Here is a 17,018-nt window from a genome sequence, read left to right as displayed (position 1 = left end):
GAAGCTTAACACCACCTTTCTTTTTGTGCAATGGGAGCGCATTCATTTTTAGATGTAAATCTTTCTTCCCCGCATACTTTTTCTTTATCATGAGTTTACATCTCGCTTAAAATCGTCTATAGTTGGTTTCTACCCCCCAAACAAACCTGTAATTACCCTATAAATCTTATAATCCTCGTCCCCCATCAAGATAATGGAGGGCTATTACTCATGTTTCTAACCAAACGTAAACTCAACTCCCAACTAAACGAGATTTCCGAATATCGTTACCGGGATCGAATACACATTCCTTTTTTCAATTCTATGATTGACGAACAAGGTGAAATTGCAGCGGAACCACCCGTGGATGGAGAATGGTCTAAGCTACAGGTTGGCGATACCTGGAAAGGCCGCGATTTGTATTTATGGCTAACGACACAGATAGACGTACCCGCCTCTTGGGCAGGACGCAGGGTACTGGGTCGATTTGATTTTGGCGAAACGGGTGCCGGAAACAACTCCGGCTTTGAATCTTTATTCTTTTACAATGGTAAACCCTATCAAGGCGTAGATTCCAATCATACAGAAGTGTTCTTGCCGGATGAAACGGTAGGTACGAAGCTTCCACTTACCTTCCGTTTATGGTCGGGACTTGAAGGTGGCGGTCCTAAAAAAGATCAAACCCATGGCATTCGTATGGCAGAAATTTGTTGGCTGGACGATGCAACGGATGATTTCTACTTTACTGCACTTGCTGTAGTTGAGACGCTGAACGTACTCGATTCAAAAACACCAGAATATACACAGCTGCTAAGCACAGTAGACCGCTCGTTTCTTCTGATTGACTGGACTCGTCCAGGTTCAGAGGTCTTCTACGCTTCGATCGAGGAAGCTCGTAATTATTTGCGTGATGAAATTAATAAAATGGAAAAGTCTTCGCCAGTTACTGTTACCTGTATTGGTCATACCCATATTGATGTAGCTTGGTTATGGCAATTGAAGCATACCCGTGAGAAATGTGCGCGTTCCTTCTCGACCGTACTCCGTCTGATGGAAATGTTCCCTGACTATACTTTTTTACAGACTCAACCTCAGCTCTATGAATACATCAAAAACGATTATCCAGAAATCTACGAGAAGATTCGTGAACGTGTAGCTGAAGGACGCTGGGAAGCTGGCGGTGGCATGTGGCTAGAGGCGGATTGTAACTTAACCTCAGGTGAGTCTCTTGTCCGTCAATTGCTATATGGTACTCGCTTCTTGCGAAATGAATTTGGTGTTGAATGTGATTATTTATGGCTGCCGGACGTATTTGGCTACAGCTGGTCCTTGCCACAAATTCTAAAAAAATCAGGAATTAATACGTTTATGACCACGAAAATTAGCTGGAATCAATACAACCGCATGCCACATGATACCTTCCAATGGCGTGGTATTGACGGCACTGAAGTATTAACACACTTCATTACAACACCTGAGCCTTGGTCTGAAGAAGATTCTTGGTTCTACACCTATAATGGCCGCATCATTCCTAAGACTGTAAAAGGGATTTGGGATACGTACCGGGACAAAGAAGTGAATCGCAATTTATTACTTTCTTACGGATATGGTGATGGCGGCGGCGGGGTTAACCGTGAAATGCTAGAGATGCGCCGTAGACTGAGCGATCTCCCAGGACTACCGAAGATTGAAACAGGAACAGCAGGAGATTACTTTCGTAATCTGCAAGAAACCGTTGCTAATACAGATCGTTATGTCCATGTATGGGATGGTGAGCTTTACTTAGAATATCACCGCGGCACGTACACTAGCCAAGCCTACAATAAGCGGATGAACCGCAAGCTTGAACTGCTATACCGCGAGGCGGAATGGCTAAACGCACTGCAAAGTGTGGTGTCTGAAGATTGGTCGAACTATCGTCAGACCGACTTAGACGAGGGCTGGAGAATTATTTTGCGTAACCAATTCCATGATATTATCCCTGGCTCTTCGATCCGTGAAGTGTATGAAGACAGTACGATTGAATATGCTCAAGCCGAAGCCATTGGTCAATCTGTGTGGGAACAATCTACGAAGGCACTAGTGAACGGAAGTGAAGCCGGTAAATATACCATCTGGAACAATGCTTCTTGGGAAGTCACTGAGCTTGTAGAAATCGCAGTAGAGACTGGGATGGAAGCAGGACATTGGGTAAGTTCAGAAGGTAAACAACTTCAAGCTCAACGTGAAGGTGACCGTTGGATCATTGAAGTGTCCGACATTCCTTCTCTCGGATACACCACCATCTCCTTCGTGACAGATGTGAATTCTGAGCCACTAAGCACTCCATTCAAGCTAAGTGAATCAGGAATTTCAACGCCTCATCTTGAAATAGTGTGGAACGAGAAAGGTCAATTGTCATCCATCTTTGATAAACACGAACAGCGTCAAGTATTAGCTAATGGAAGTCACGGTAATGTGTTCCAAGTGTTTGAGGATAAACCATTAGCACACGAAGCTTGGGACATTGACATCTATTATCAGCAAAAAATGCGCGAAGTGATCGACTGCACTAGCATTGAAGTCATAGAAAATGGTTCATTACGTTGTATTGTGCAATTCACATGGAGTTATATGGATTCCACGATTAAACAGCAAATGATCTTACACGCTGGACATCGTCGTATCGACTTCGTGACGAACGTAGACTGGCATGAGAAAAAACAGCTAATGAAAGTAGCCTTCCCTGTTGCGATACGAGCTACCGATGCCACTTATGATATCCAGTTCGGTAATGTTAAGCGGCCAACACACTGGAACACTAGCTGGGATTACGCTAGATTCGAGACTGTGGGTCATCAGTGGGCAGATTTATCAGATCGTGGTTATGGCGTCAGCTTGCTGAACGACTGCAAATATGGCTACGATATCAAGGATAATGTGATGCGTTTATCCCTAATCAAATCGGCAACACACCCTGACCCTGATGCGGATCAAGGCGAACATTCATTCACCTACTCTATCCTGCCTCATACTGGGGATTGGCTACAAGGTGATACCGTCCGTCAAGCCTGGTCCATCAACAATCCACTGCGGAGCACCATGGGGCAAGCTGAAGTGGAAACAAAGTCCATGATTCGTCTTTCTACGAATACAGTTATGGTATCTGCCCTTAAGAAATCTGAAGATGGCCAAAAATTAGTCGTACGTGTTCACGACTATTCCGGAAGCCGCCAGCAGATTGATATGATGAGCGACTTGAACATTATTTCATGGCAAGAGTGTAATTTAATGGAACGTCCTGAAGGTGAGGTTCACACTGAACCTGTCATTACCTTTGTACTTGATCCTTACGAGATTAGAACATTTGAAATCGAAGTGTAGAATCTAATTAAATGAAGTAACATACAACATCGGGGTGTCCCTGTAGCCATGTATAAAAGGCTGCGAGGACACCCCGTTTTTCGATTATGATTGTTTATTTTGAATTTAAGTATACACATTGCGCAATGAGTTAACGTAGCGTATACTCCAATTAAGGGAGAGATGTATATGAGAAGAATGGGGAAAATTACGATATTCACATGCATTGGATTATTGAGCCTTGCTATGATTGCTATTCTTGCGATTAGCGCTTTTGTGATCAAGAGACCGGCCACCGCCACCCCCGTAATCACGGAAGTGAAGCCTTATGAGTGGAATAAAGTCAAGCTGGACGGAAATGTCATTTCAAGTGATGGATCAGAGTATTTCATCTGGAATAAAAAGGGTGAAACTAATAACTGGATCATCTTTTTTTCCGGGGGAGGGGCCAGTTGGGATGCCCAAAGCGCTGCGCACCCAATCAAGCTATTGAACTTCATTAAAGGTGGAGATACGGGAAACTATTTCCAGAACATCCCCTTCTATATGCTGACATTGCTGAGAGGCATGATGGATACGGATAACCCTGCCAATCCTTTTCATGGATGGAACGTGGTCTACCTTCCCTATTCGACGGGTGATTTCCATATCGGTAACCGTACGGTTGAATATAAAAAAGAGGACGGCAGCACCTTTACAATGCGTTATAACGGCAGTAATAATGTGCGAAGCAGCCTTGATTGGATATATGCCAACGTGGAAAAGCCCGGCAAACTGCTAATTGCAGGTGAAAGTGCTGGTGGATTCGGGTCCGCCTTCTGGGCTCCGGAGATCGCCTCTCATTACAAAGACTCCGAGATCTTCCAATATTCAGACAGTTCCTTCCTGAAATCAGACAAGTGGCCAAATGTTGTGAATAAGGAATGGCAGGCAGACTTCGTTAAGAACTTTGGATATACCCCTGAAGCTGATATCATCGGGGCAGCATTTAAAGCGAACGGTCATCTACTGCCTGCGAATGCGGTAATATTACAATCCTACTCTGTATTTGACGAGATTCTGATCCACTTTCAGAACAACATCAACGATTACAAAGGGCCCAGAGATCAACGCATTATTAATGAATGGTCACAGGAAATGCGGCAATCTGTATCTTCTTTGGCTGCCACTTTACCTAATTATTATTACTATCTGACCGACTATGGGCTAAATGCAAAGACGGGTACAACCCCGCACACTTTTGCAACCAGAGAGACCTTCTTTCAGGCTGAACAAGATGGTGTGAAACTGCTGAAATGGCTAGGTGATGCAGTCAACCATCAGAATCCCTATTCCGTGGGCAGCAAGTTCCTCATGACGTCGAAGCCAGCTCAGAAATAGCTTAGAATTAGCGAAATACTCGCACAAGGCAGGAGAGAAAATTAATGAATTTGCGTGAAAAGCAGATGCAAATGACGAGGGAGATCATTAAGGATACAGCGCTCAGCTTGTTCTGTGCTCAAGGTATTGAGCGCACGGATATGGCTCAGATTGCGGAACAAGCCGGGGTCTCCCGGCGCACTTTGTATCATCATTATAAGGACAAAGAAGAATTAGCCGCTCAAATCTATGTCCTTAACCTGGAGCGGATGTTTGGACAGCTGCTGTTTGATTTTGATTTTGAACAGCCGGTACAATCACTGGAGAACATTCTGGATAAATATTTGGCTTTAAGAGATCATCAGGAATCACTGATCTACTATGATGCCATTTTTGGAGTTTATTACAGCACGCTTTCTAAGAATCCTGCAGAACTGCCTGACTTTAAGAAGGCCATGGAAGGCTGGTATTCGCGACTTATACTGCTTGACACAATAGCAGTGGATCCGGAGGAAAAAAATAAGTGGCTGAACATTCTGCAGAAGTCCACCCACCTGTATTTCATGTATTTACAAAAAGCCGTTATTATTACGCATCAGCGGGGCGGTGTGGTTACGGAGGAAGAACGGGCAACGGACCGACAATTCAAGGATTTCATTATGCATGGCGTACGGCATTCCCGATGATTAAAAGAGTCTTTTCGTAATAGGTTTCATTTCGGTATAATATACCAATCGGTATTCGTACGGCTCTAGTTATACGGAAGGAGCAATGGCTGAAATGGACATTGGCAAATATGAGAATCTAGTTCCGAATGTTTTTTTGTTCGTCGACCGCAGATCCTTCCCGGATTGGGAGATAACGAGGAGCAAAATTGATTTCCATGACCTTACCTTCATTGTGGAAGGGAAATCGAACTATTTTATTAATGGGGAGAAATTTACGGTTGAAGCTGGTGATATGCTCTATGCACCTTCCGGAAGTATTCGGGAAGCGCAGACTTTTAAGGAGGCTCCCATGCGTTCTTTTGCGTTTAATTTCTTCTGGGAGGGGGAGGACAATCATGTGCAGCTCCCTTTTGAGACTGTAACCAAAAATTGGAGAACTAAAGAGATCCTAGCGGACATCAAAGATTTCTCACATGTATGGATGGGCAAACAGCCTTTTTATAAAATGAAGGCCAGAGCCATTTTTCAACTGATCGTATATCGCCTGTTAAGCATAACCCACCATCAGGAGACACCTCTGATCGATCTGAGAATCCAAAAAGTAATGACCTATATTATGGATCATTATTCGGAGGAAGTTACGATCAAGGAACTAGCTGATTTGGTTGCCTTAAATCCTGTATATCTTGGCAAGCTGTTCAAGCAAAACACTGGTTCCACCTATAAGGAATTCATAAATAAAGTACGGGTGAACAATGCCGAGATGATTCTGTCCGCAGGTGGCTTCAATGTGTCCGAAGTAGCAGTGCACTGTGGTTATCAAGATGTCGCCTACTTCAGTAATGTTTTCAAAAATATCAAGGGTTATCCTCCGTCATCTGCCTTGAAATAACGGAGGACCCTGAACCATTCGGGGATTCAGCCCTTCAATTAGCTCTAACTAAGAATTAGTGCATCCCCCTAGTATAGAAGCTCTCCTCTGGGCCCAAATAGGTATACGGCAGCTCCGCAGCGGTCAACACAAGCTTTTGCAGGACCAGGCCCGCATCCAATCCGTAAAAGCGGAGGGTATGGATACCCTTCGTTAAAGCATGAATGGTGGTCACGGTATGGATATTATTCATAACCGCGCGGCACCACGGTTCATTATCATGATTGCCACCCGCAAAATCCGTAGGTAGAGCATCCGTAATCACTGGCGACTGTGCATCGAAGCCTATCGCATATTTTAATCCGCTGGACTGTGACAGGTTGTTCGTTGGGGCAATATACGCGGTTAAGCTGTAATCTGCAGCCTGCTGTACTAAAACCTGATATTCCAGATAAGGTGCACACTCCGGTTGTTCAAAAGATACAGCATCCGGAAACATTTTAACCGAGGATAAAGAACGCCCATAGTTAGCAATGGTCTTCCATTCCACCCCTGATTGTGCAACACGGCTTGAGGTATGCTCCGCTTCAATGGCCACTCTATTATGCGCCTCGATAAAGGTCATCGCTGGCACATCCTGAATGTCAGTCCAGTCCACAGCTACATTCACCTTAACGGTGCCCCCGGCACCACAGATCGTAATTTCACCCGTCGATGCCTCACGGACCTTTTCCCAATCTACAAAAACCTGTAAGGACTCCCCAGCCTTGATCCACCCCGATGTTTTCTCAAGCTTGATCCAAGCTACACTGCTTTTTGCCTGATATTCAAAACCCGCTTCTCCACCGTTGCTGATTGTAATGCAATAATTTTCCTTTTGAAGATTTGTAAAAACCGGAAGATTCGCTGTACCCGCAACATACGCTTGCTCCGTACCTTCAACATCAACAATCAATATAGAGCCTTTAGCGGGAATCAACATGCTCACCTCTGGATATTTCCACCCTTCTGCATTCCAGTGAATATACCCGACATGAGGGGAACTCATCATCCCTTGCCATTTCCCTTCTGAAATTCCGCTATTATAAACCTGTTCCAGCTGTTTATCCCTTTCGATGGCTTCATGAGTCAGAGTAGCGTAAGTATTTGCCAATACACTGCCTCGTCCAGCATATAGCTCGTTAAGTCCAGCATATATTTGCATTTTGAGCACATTGGCTGAGGCAGCAGCAGGGAAATATACAAGCTGGTAGTACGCATCTTTTAATGATTCAGGAATAAGAGCATAGTATTGGTCAGCGGCATTCTCCATCCTAATCGCCTGCTTCAGCACTCTCTGTGCCTCATTGAAATGAATTGGACTGAAGGTTGACGGATAAATTATCTCCGGCTTGCGGCGACCGTTCATTCGGGTATACTCACTCAGCAATTGCGCGATGCCCAGGCATGTCTCATGTTCCAGTGCATATCCGAACTGCTGCTCTACCCATCGTTTGGTATATTCCTCAGTCCGGTTAATCGCTCCAGTACCCCAAGCTTCAAAGTCATAGGCCAAATCCATAAAGTAGGAAATGGGCAATTCCATAGGCTTCAAATCCCCGACGTTCACAATCCATACCTCACGGATGCCATAGTCGAATGCCATACACATTTGCTCCCAAACCTTTTCCAGCGGAATCGTATTTAACCATTCATAGGAATGCGGACCACCATGATAGTCAAAATGATAATACATCCCCCACCCTGCACTCCGATCACGTTCGTGTTCCGTTGGGATTTTGCGGAGATTGCCAAAGTTATCATCAGCCAGCAGGATCGTAACCTCATTCAGGACTTCCCAGTCCTTCAAGCCTTCAACCTCAGCAGTGCCATACCAATACTTCTCCACTTCCTTGTATACGGCTAGAATTTGGGGCGCGTGCTCAAGATTATATTTCTTTAATAAGTCTTTTTGTGTAAGGATGATATCCTTCAGCAGGTCAATATTCTCCTGGTCGGAGCCTTCCAGCGCAGAATCACTTTCTCCCCGCATCCCTAATGTAATTAAATTGTCAAAGTCCTGATTCCGTTTAATTCCATCTTCCCAGAAATCCGTAATGGCCTGTTTGTTTCGGGCAAAATCCCATAAGTTACTTGTTCCATATTGGTTATATACCTTCTGCCATTCACTGCCTGCCCGAAATAAAGGTTCATGATGGGAGGTTCCCATTATAATGCCGTATTCCTGTGCGTGCTGGGCGTTGGCGATTGGATTGCTTTTACCGTTAAGGCTGAATTCGGCACTCCACATCGCTGGCCATAAATAATTCCCCTTTAATCGAAGAATTAGTTCAAACACCTTGTCATAGAAATCTTCATTAAAATCACCAAATCTTTGAGTTACCCAAGAGCCTAAGGACGGCCAGTCGTCATTCAAAAAAATCCCTCTGTATTTAACCGAAGGTTCTTTGGAGATCCTATGTAGCTGGCTATCAGACAGGATCAAGGTTGCTTTCTTCTCTGGTACAACATCTGCCCAATATTCCCACGGACTAACGCCAATTTTTTCAGAAATGGAATAGATCCCGTACATCGTCCCGCGTTTATCGCTCCCCACAATGACGAGCGCCTTGTCCACTCCTACTGTCGGACGTTCAACTACCTGAATTTGATAACATTCCCTTTTCCCATGGATAGCGGACACATCCACAGTTCCCTCCGCAATTAAACGATCGATAAGCTCATTACTGCCGATCGATCCAGCGATTATGACTGTTCCATCCAATTCCTGCAATTCTGTATATATCTCAGGTTCTACCTCAGTTACCTGTTTAATATCTGCTGCAAAAGATTGAGCCACGCGCCGCAAACCGGCATAATCCTTCCCTTTGGGATCCACGTAAATCTTGACAGCTTTGCCCTGCTTCACAAGGTTTATTTCCTGCGTAGGCATGATTATTCTCCCCTTAAGCATCCTATTTTCGTATGACTAGGCACATTATATAAGTAAGCGATTTCAACTTCCATGTGCAAACTAGCAAGTTTTTGTAATTATTAAATGAAACTTTGTTTATTGGTTGAACAATCTAGATATTTGATGTTACTGTTAACAGGTATTCCCTGTAGCAGAATCATTTCATTTGCAAGCGCATCCATAATAAGAGAACCTTACAAAGCGAGGATGATCCATATGGAAAAGAATAACGAATTCATTGCAGGCGAACAGATTGAAGGTCCGAAGGCTCCAAAGGACCCGGCTGATCGTAGAAACGGCTTTTTTGTGCTGTATGAAACAGCAATTGAAGCAACAGCAAGAGCCGAAGGCAAACCGTCACAGGAAGTTTATCTGGAAGGTAACTATCTGATCGATAAGGCCAAATTTTTAGGCGGTGTTACAAACGAGGCAATTCTGGAGTTTCTGGGGAGCAGCACTGGATTTCGCAAATTGGTCCATAGTATCGGAGTATCCGTCAGAAGGGCTAATACGCAGGAAGATCCAGTCACTTTTTTATTGCAGCACTGGGGCAAAACTAGTAAATATGAAACCGGCAGTTATTTACGTGTACCCTGCCCCGCCGATGGTTCAGAGGTTATTTTGAGGTTAGCAGATTGTCCGGGTTCTGAAGAAGATGATGTGCTCGGAAAATTTGCTTTTGAATTTAATCACGCAGGCGAACTGGCGATTGCGAGTGTTATTTTTTATTTGCACGACGGCTATTCTGTTCCAGAGCTAATCCTTGAACCACCGGTTGCTTTTGAATCGAATGAGTACCAAAAGATCATTACACAATCCTTGCTGCACGCTGGCAATAATAAAAGATTAAAAGCTGCCATGAATAAGGCTATAAAGGGCGAGGAAGTCACGATCGCTTATATTGGAGGTTCCATTACTCAAGGAGCCGGTGCTAAGCCGATACACACGGAATGTTATGCCTACCAATCGTATTTAAGATTTAAAGACTTATTCGGCACAAATGGTGGCGAGAACATCCATTTTGTGAAGGCTGGGGTCGGCGGAACACCCTCCGAGCTTGGCGTCATCCGTTATGAAAGAGATATTCTTAGAGACGGTTCCGTAACACCAGATATCGTGGTAGTGGAATTTGCGGTAAACGATGAAGGAGATGAAACGAAAGGAAATTGTTTTGAAAGCTTATGCTTAAAAATACTTTCCGCCGATCATCAGCCTGCCGTAATCCTTCTGTTCAGTGTGTTTATGAATGACTGGAACCTGCAGGATCGACTCTCCCCCATTGGCCGCCATTATAATCTTCCTATGGTTAGTGTAAAGGATGCCGTATCCGAGCAGTTCCGCCTGAGTAAAGCTGAAGGCAACATCATCTCTAAACGGCAATTTTTCTATGATATCTATCATCCGACAAATGAGGGTCACCGGGTAATGGCTGATTGTCTCGCTTATTTATTCACCGAAACCCATAAATCACTAATGAATGAAGATGAGATCTTATTGGATCAACGACCGGTTATCGGGAATGATTTTGCAGGAACCATCCTGCTGGATCGAAAAAACTATATTGACGCAGGTAAGATCGAAGTAGGTGGATTTTCGGGGATCGATACCGATTTGCAGCGGGTAGAAATGAATGCTGACTCTCACAGTACTCCGGAATTCCCTCATAATTGGATGCATTCAAGAGCGTCTGGAGAAGAAAGCTTCAAGCTGACAATAACGAGTAAAAATCTCATCCTCGTATACAAGGATTCCGGCAGCAGCGAATTCGGCAAGGCGGATATCTTCGTAGACGGCAGCCTTGCAGTTACTGCTGATCCTCACGTGAACAACTGGACACATTGCAATCCGGTAATTCTATATCAAAATGAAGTCAGCGATGAGCATCAAATAGAAATCAAAATGGTGCCCGAAGATCAGGATAAGTGCTTTACTATTCTAGGCTTCGGTTATAACCTTTAATCAACAAATCATAGTAATCATGCTTATGACCATATTTATAAAAGATACCTATAGTGCATAACATAATAAAAAACCCGCTCGATAAGCGGGTTTTCGCTGTTATATGGACAGAATTGCTCACATTATTGCTCTCCCCTACTCCAGCTCAGTTCCTATCCCTTTTTCCCTCGCTTGCTTCACGTAATACACCGCTGTAGCAATATCGAAAACGGCCATCCCCATCGGGCAGAAGAAGATCGGTTCATCTTCGCTGAAATCAGCTAGGCTGTGGCGCAAGACGACATCGGTAATCCGTCGAGTGCCGTCACGAGTTAGCCCCTGTTTCAGATGAAGCTGCTCAATGTCCGTATTCTCACGGCACACTTCATCCCAATCGTCGACAATGATGGCTTTTACCGAAGCTAAAGCCTCCGGCTTATAATCACGAAGTGAAACATTCAGCAGAAGGCTACCCTTTTCAGGGGGGAGATCGATATACCGATGTTCTGATACGGTACAAGTAATGAAGATATTAGAATGCTGATAAACGTCCGCCCACGTCTTAGCCACTTCCATCCTATCTCTAAAGAGAGATGAGATTCCTGATAAGTCTACTCCCTTGATATCGAAAATCCGGATACGCTCGACTTGGTCCCCATACAGAGCCGTAACCATTTGACAATGATACTGCCCAACCGGTCCCCAGCCGATAATGCCTAGATGAATCCGCTCCACTGAACGCGCCAGCAAAAAGGAACGAATCATCAGTCCGCTGATGGAAGCCGTCCTAATGATTCTGGGAAGCGGAGAGTTCAAGACGGCTGCAGGCTGGCCTGTACTTGGTTCATTCAAAACAATGATGCTATGCGCACGAGGAAGATCAGCCTGAATATTATCCGGGAAACTGGAAATCCACTTTATCCCTGCTGCGTTCACCTCTCCCCCTACGAAAGCGGGCATTGCAATAATCCGGTTTTGTGGACTCTTATACCTTAGGTAAGGCTTTATCGGCTGCACATAATCACCTGAATCGATGATACCCACAGCAGTTTCTATCGCCTCCACAAGAATAGGCCAATCAACACCTACTGCCCGTATATCTCGATCATTTAAGTACAGCATACCGTGACCTCCTTATGAAACATATCCTTTCTTACATCTCTGGGCAATCGCCACATTCAGCCAAAAGCTCCTGACCGAATTGGTTCAGAATCCATGAGTCAGAATATACGGTATCGAGGTAACGCTCTCCCTTATCATGCAGAATGACTGCGCAGACAGCTCCCGGAGTCAATTCTGGCTCCATTTGCTTAACGGCGGCAATGACTCCCCCGGACGATGCGCCAGCCAGGATGGATTCGTTCTGCGCCAACATCCGGCAACCTTTTACGATATCTGAATCCGAGACATGCACGATATGGTCGATTAGATCTGTTCTGCAGAAAGGTGGCACGATGCCGGCACCTAGTCCCGGAAAGCGCCGTGTACTCTTATTCCCTCCAAAAATCGCGCTTCCCTCTGCATCGACAGCCACGATCTTGGTCCGAAGTCCGCTATCCCTTGCGTATTCCGCAAGACCCCGTATGGTTCCGCATGTACTAACGCTGCAAAATAAATAATCCACTTGTTCAAGATCAGTCACGATTTCTTTCATTGTCGTATGGTAGTGGGCTAAAAAATTATTTACGTTCGCATACTGATTCGGCCAGTAGCTGCCTGATATTTCCGCCAAAAGCTGCTGCACACGTTTCAATCTAGCAGGAAGAAACTCCCCTGTTACTGGATCGGGATCAGTGACATAGTCGATTTTGGCATCCAACGCCTTCAGAATTTGTAGATTCGTTTCCGTGGTTCTAGGATCAATAACGCTGATAAAACGCATCCCCAAATACTTACAAATCATGGCCAGGCTGATCGCCATATTTCCAGAGCTCGATTCAATGATCGTGGTTCCCGGACCTATTGTTCCTTCCTTCCACGCCTCTTGGATCATCCGCAGGGCGGGACGATCTTTGGCGCTTCCTCCCGGGTTCATCAGCTCCATTTTTGCATAGACGTCAAACTCACTTTTATAGAACAAGCTCTTCAGCTTGATTAAGGGTGTATTTCCGATCGTCGACAAAATACCGTCAGTGACGTCCATCTCTGCGCGATCTTTATCTTTCTGGTAATATAGCTTTTTGTTCTTAACCTTTCCACTGTCCATCGGCTCGTCTTTCCCTACTATAATGACCTCAATATCATCCAGCAGATGGTTTCGAATCATCATGCCGATTTCCGGAATGCATTCCCTAATTTCCTCTTTGATCTTCGGGACAATGGTGTTATCCGCAGATTTACTTTTGATATAAACGCTCAGCGCGTTCTTCCTCACTTTGACCCGAATGATCGCATCTTCGATATGTCGGTATACGACCTGTTCGATATCGTACAGGCTGATTTTCTCCCCATGCTTCAGCTCCCGACCCACCCGTTTGACGATGGAACTAAAGCTCTGTTTCTCCACACCATCTACCATCACAGACCTAAAGTCCCTTACAACGTCATAGGTAACAAAACGAATAGCTGGCAGCATTGTGCGAACCATAGAAGTAAGAACAAGAACACTTTCATCATTACTAAGCGGACTTAGTTCTTCGCCAATCTCCTGCGCCCCGATCGCTTCTGCAAAAATCCCATCAGCAAAAATATACCTGCCAAGATCATGTGAATAATAAGCAATCGTGCCTATTTCAATAGAGCCATACGTATCAATGATGTCGCGCGGTTCAAGACCGAACAGACGGGCCATATTCCGCTGCCACCCTAATGAGGCGATTTCCCCAACCAAAATAATCTTACGGATTCCAAAAGCCTGCAGATCTTTAGTAGCATGAACGATATGATCAAGGATGGAAGGCATAGTGTAAAGCAGGTCAGGCTTGAAGGTTTGAAGTTGTTCAATATGCTGCTCGATTGGCAATTCAAAGGCAATTGAACAATGTTGCAATCCTAACCGCTCAAAAATGGACAACGCAGTGTTCGCCGCATGCCCAGTACCCATGTCCGCCAAAGCGCTAACGCATCCACTTCCCGCAATAAGATCACCGTACAGCTTCGTTTTAATATCTATATAGTGCTTATCGTCTTCCTTAGAGTAAAGAATGGCTTTTCGACGGCCAGTGCTTGTACCCGACGTCCTATAAACGGTCAAAGAAGGATCAAAGGGTTGATTATAATAATAGGTATCTAGCGTTGTCGACGTCATAAGTGGAAGTGTCTCTAAGCTATAATTCGTTCTTTCGCCGCCGATCAGCCCCCTATACCAGGGAAATGCCTCAATTACTTTAAGCAACTTATCCTGTAATTTTTCTTTGTCGAGCAGCATGATGGCCGCCTCCTGTTGACCGCATGCCGCAGCCCATAGATAAATACCTACCATAATCATATGTCGAATTCTTTCAGTGTGTTCTACGATTTGGTAGTTGCCCAATCAAAAGCTAAGGCATTTCCGTAATATAGCCTATGGATCTTTTAAGACGGAGGGGCAGAATGATGAATCAGATCAGTCGTATATCTAATAAGCTAACGAAGACGAGGGTGCTGGTTAGAAATCAAGAGTTAAACAAACATGTCCCGCTTACAAGAAAAATGGATAAGAACACGCTCTATGAGATGCTACAAAAATATAAGATGGTGTACATTAAGCCTTGCTGCGGATCTTTAGGACAGGGCGTGATACGGGTTGATCTTGCACGCGCACAATACAGCTATCAATCCGGTACCCAAGTACACAAATTTTCTGATTACGACACGGCCTATCGAGCTATCTTACGAGAGACCCAAGGAAAGTCCTATTTAGTACAGAAGGGGATCAGGCTGTTGGTTTACGATGGCCGCCCCTTCGATATCCGGGTGATGGTGCAGCGCAATTCTAAGGGTGGGTGGGAAGCAACAGGGGTTGCAGGACGCGTGGCGCATCCCCGCAAAGTGGTTACAAACGGAAGTCAGGGAGGAACGATTTATCCGATAGAGGAATTATTGAAAGGCTACACAAGCGCAGAGAATTGTAAAATATTAATCCGATCCCTGAAGCAAATTGGAGTCAAGTCTGCCCGGCAGCTTAGCACTGTCTATCCCGGCCTTCAGGAAATCGGTGTGGATATTGCCTTAGATCAACGTCTCAAGCCATGGATCTTGGAAGTGAATACCGCTCCTGATCCATGCCCGTTTACTAAGCTGAAAGACACCCGTATGATTGACCGAATTGTCAGATATGCAAAAGTATACGGTCGCACATACAATCTTAAGTGCATGAAATCAAAACAGGGTGTCGTGTGAAGCATAGAGATTAGAGAATCCATGGGCCGCGGCGAACTGTGAATCCTCAAAACTACAATTCGCCTTTTTGTACAGAGGTATGTTTCGGGAGTTTATAAGATAGATGAGAATAGACGAGAAACGCCCTCTTTAAATTTGATCAATAAGGATCTTTCTTTATAACGTTCAGGGGTAAGTTCTGTACTTAACTGGCTATCTTCAACAAACAATTCTTGAAGCTGTTTAGCCACTTGCTCATCATATACAATCGCATTAACTTCGAAATTAAGTCTAAAGCTCCGGGAATCAATATTCATTGTCCCAACAGATGCTACTTCTTCATCAACTACAATCGTCTTAGCATGCAAAAAACCATTTTCATATAATAGAATTTTTGCCCCATAATTCAATAATTCACCTGCATACGCCCAAGTTGCCCAGTAAACAAAAGGGTGGTCAGGCTTATTTGGAATCATAATCCGTACATCCACACCGGATAGGAGTGCAATTTTACATGCATCCATAAAACTGCTATCCGGAATGAAATATGGCGTCTGAATATATACACTCCGTTTGGCATTTAAAATAAGCTTAATATACATGTTTTTAAGATGTTCAACTAGCGAGTTGGGACCACTAGACACAATTTGAACAGGACTTGATCCGACACTTCCTTCAGTGGTAAAGGAAAATTGATCGAAGCTTACCTGATGCTGTTTCCGGGCATGCTTCCAATCCAGAATAAATCTGCCTTGAATTTGATTAACAGAATTTCCCTTCATTCTAAAATGCGTATCCCGCCAATAGCCAAACTTTTTAACTATCCCTAAATACTCATTTCCCACATTAAATCCACCAATATAAGCAATTTCTCCATCGATAATACATAGTTTTCTATGATTTCGATTATTCATTCGAAAATTTATCGGTCTAAGCAGTGATGGGAAAAACACCTCTACTTCTCCACCCGCAGAAAGTAGTTCTCTAAAGAACTTAAGAGAAAGTCTCTTGGAGCCGATTTCGTCATAGAGAACCCTCACTTTTACGCCTTCTTTGGCTTTTTTAGTTAATTCATCTCTTAATTTTGTTCCTAAATCGTCAGGCTGGATGATGTAATATTGAATGTTGACCTCTTTTTTGGCATTTCTAATATCATTAAATAAAGAATCAAACTTTTGTTTACCATCGTTAAAAATAGCTATCTCGTTATCTGTTGTCATTAGCGCATTCGATGAAACAAGGTTCATATGAATTAAATCAGCATACTTCGTTAACAAAGAGCTCTGATCCTTGCGTTGATCCTTTAATGTAGCCAATTGATGGTCTACAGTTGATTGCAGATAATTGCTTTCTTCCACTGAAAGGCCAAAAAAATTCTTTTTTGCTAAATTACGGCCAAGAAACAGATAAACAATAAAGCCCAAAATGGGAATGAAATAAAACACCATAAGCCACGCCCACGTATAACCAATATCTCTCCTCTCGAAAAATAAAAAACCTGCAGAAAGCAATATGTTTATAATCATAACAAAAGAAAGTATCCACGTGACCAGACTGCTGTTGTCCATTAGGAGTTCCTGCCTTTCTTATCTTTCTATAGATGCCGGTA

General features: G+C 44.1%; 10 protein-coding genes. 6 read left to right on the top strand and 4 right to left on the bottom strand.

Annotated elements, in window-relative coordinates:
• Positions 1–210: 210 nt before the first annotated feature.
• From CA598_RS01475 to CA598_RS01460, 4 genes are all read left to right on the top strand, one after another.
• Entirely contained in the window at positions 211–3,342 is a 3,132-nt protein-coding gene (locus CA598_RS01475) for an alpha-mannosidase (RefSeq protein WP_094875081.1), read from the top strand.
• A 168-nt stretch (positions 3,343–3,510) separates the two neighbouring features.
• Positions 3,511–4,701: a pectin acetylesterase-family hydrolase gene (locus tag CA598_RS01470; protein ID WP_256990309.1), complete on the top strand. Its 1,191-nt coding sequence runs from the start codon at positions 3,511–3,513 to the stop codon at positions 4,699–4,701.
• A gap of 44 nt (positions 4,702–4,745) precedes the next feature.
• The gene (locus tag CA598_RS01465) at positions 4,746–5,366 is read left to right on the top strand and encodes a TetR/AcrR family transcriptional regulator (RefSeq protein WP_094875079.1); all 621 of its coding nucleotides are present in this window, start codon (positions 4,746–4,748) and stop codon (positions 5,364–5,366) included.
• 94 nt (positions 5,367–5,460) lie between these two features.
• Positions 5,461–6,240, top strand: coding sequence for a helix-turn-helix domain-containing protein (locus CA598_RS01460; RefSeq protein WP_094875078.1), 780 nt, complete (start codon positions 5,461–5,463; stop codon positions 6,238–6,240).
• Between the two features lie 55 nt (positions 6,241–6,295).
• On the opposite strand, the gene CA598_RS01455 is transcribed toward CA598_RS01460, so the two are convergent.
• On the bottom strand, positions 6,296–9,151 hold the full coding sequence (locus tag CA598_RS01455; protein ID WP_094875077.1) for a glycosyl hydrolase 115 family protein: 2,856 nt from the start codon (positions 9,149–9,151) through the stop codon (positions 6,296–6,298).
• Between the two features lie 237 nt (positions 9,152–9,388).
• On the opposite strand from CA598_RS01455, the gene CA598_RS01450 reads away from it, so the two are divergent.
• Positions 9,389–11,131, top strand: a complete 1,743-nt coding sequence (locus CA598_RS01450) for an SGNH/GDSL hydrolase family protein (protein ID WP_094875076.1) — start codon at positions 9,389–9,391, stop codon at positions 11,129–11,131.
• Between the two features lie 135 nt (positions 11,132–11,266).
• Here the strand turns inward: CA598_RS01450 and CA598_RS01445 are convergent, their stop codons facing one another.
• A complete protein-coding gene (locus CA598_RS01445) occupies positions 11,267–12,232 on the bottom strand; it encodes a 2,3-diaminopropionate biosynthesis protein SbnB (protein WP_094875075.1) in 966 nt (321 codons plus the stop codon).
• Positions 12,233–12,263: 31 nt separating this feature from the next.
• A complete protein-coding gene (gene sbnA, locus CA598_RS33315; RefSeq protein ID WP_306440447.1) occupies positions 12,264–14,537 on the bottom strand; it encodes a 2,3-diaminopropionate biosynthesis protein SbnA in 2,274 nt (757 codons plus the stop codon).
• Between the two features lie 104 nt (positions 14,538–14,641).
• On the opposite strand from sbnA, the gene CA598_RS01430 reads away from it, so the two are divergent.
• Positions 14,642–15,430: a YheC/YheD family protein gene (locus CA598_RS01430; protein ID WP_094875074.1), complete on the top strand. Its 789-nt coding sequence runs from the start codon at positions 14,642–14,644 to the stop codon at positions 15,428–15,430.
• 92 nt (positions 15,431–15,522) lie between these two features.
• On the opposite strand, the gene cls is transcribed toward CA598_RS01430, so the two are convergent.
• On the bottom strand, positions 15,523–16,977 hold the full coding sequence (gene cls, locus CA598_RS01425; RefSeq protein WP_094875073.1) for a cardiolipin synthase: 1,455 nt from the start codon (positions 16,975–16,977) through the stop codon (positions 15,523–15,525).
• Positions 16,978–17,018 lie beyond the last annotated feature (41 nt).

Source organism: Paenibacillus sp. VTT E-133291 (genome assembly GCF_002264395.1).
Taxonomy (GTDB): Bacteria; Bacillota; Bacilli; order Paenibacillales; family Paenibacillaceae; genus Paenibacillus_AQ; species Paenibacillus_AQ nitricinens.
Note: the sequence above shows the minus strand (reverse complement) of the source record. Positions and strands in the feature narration are given on the sequence as shown.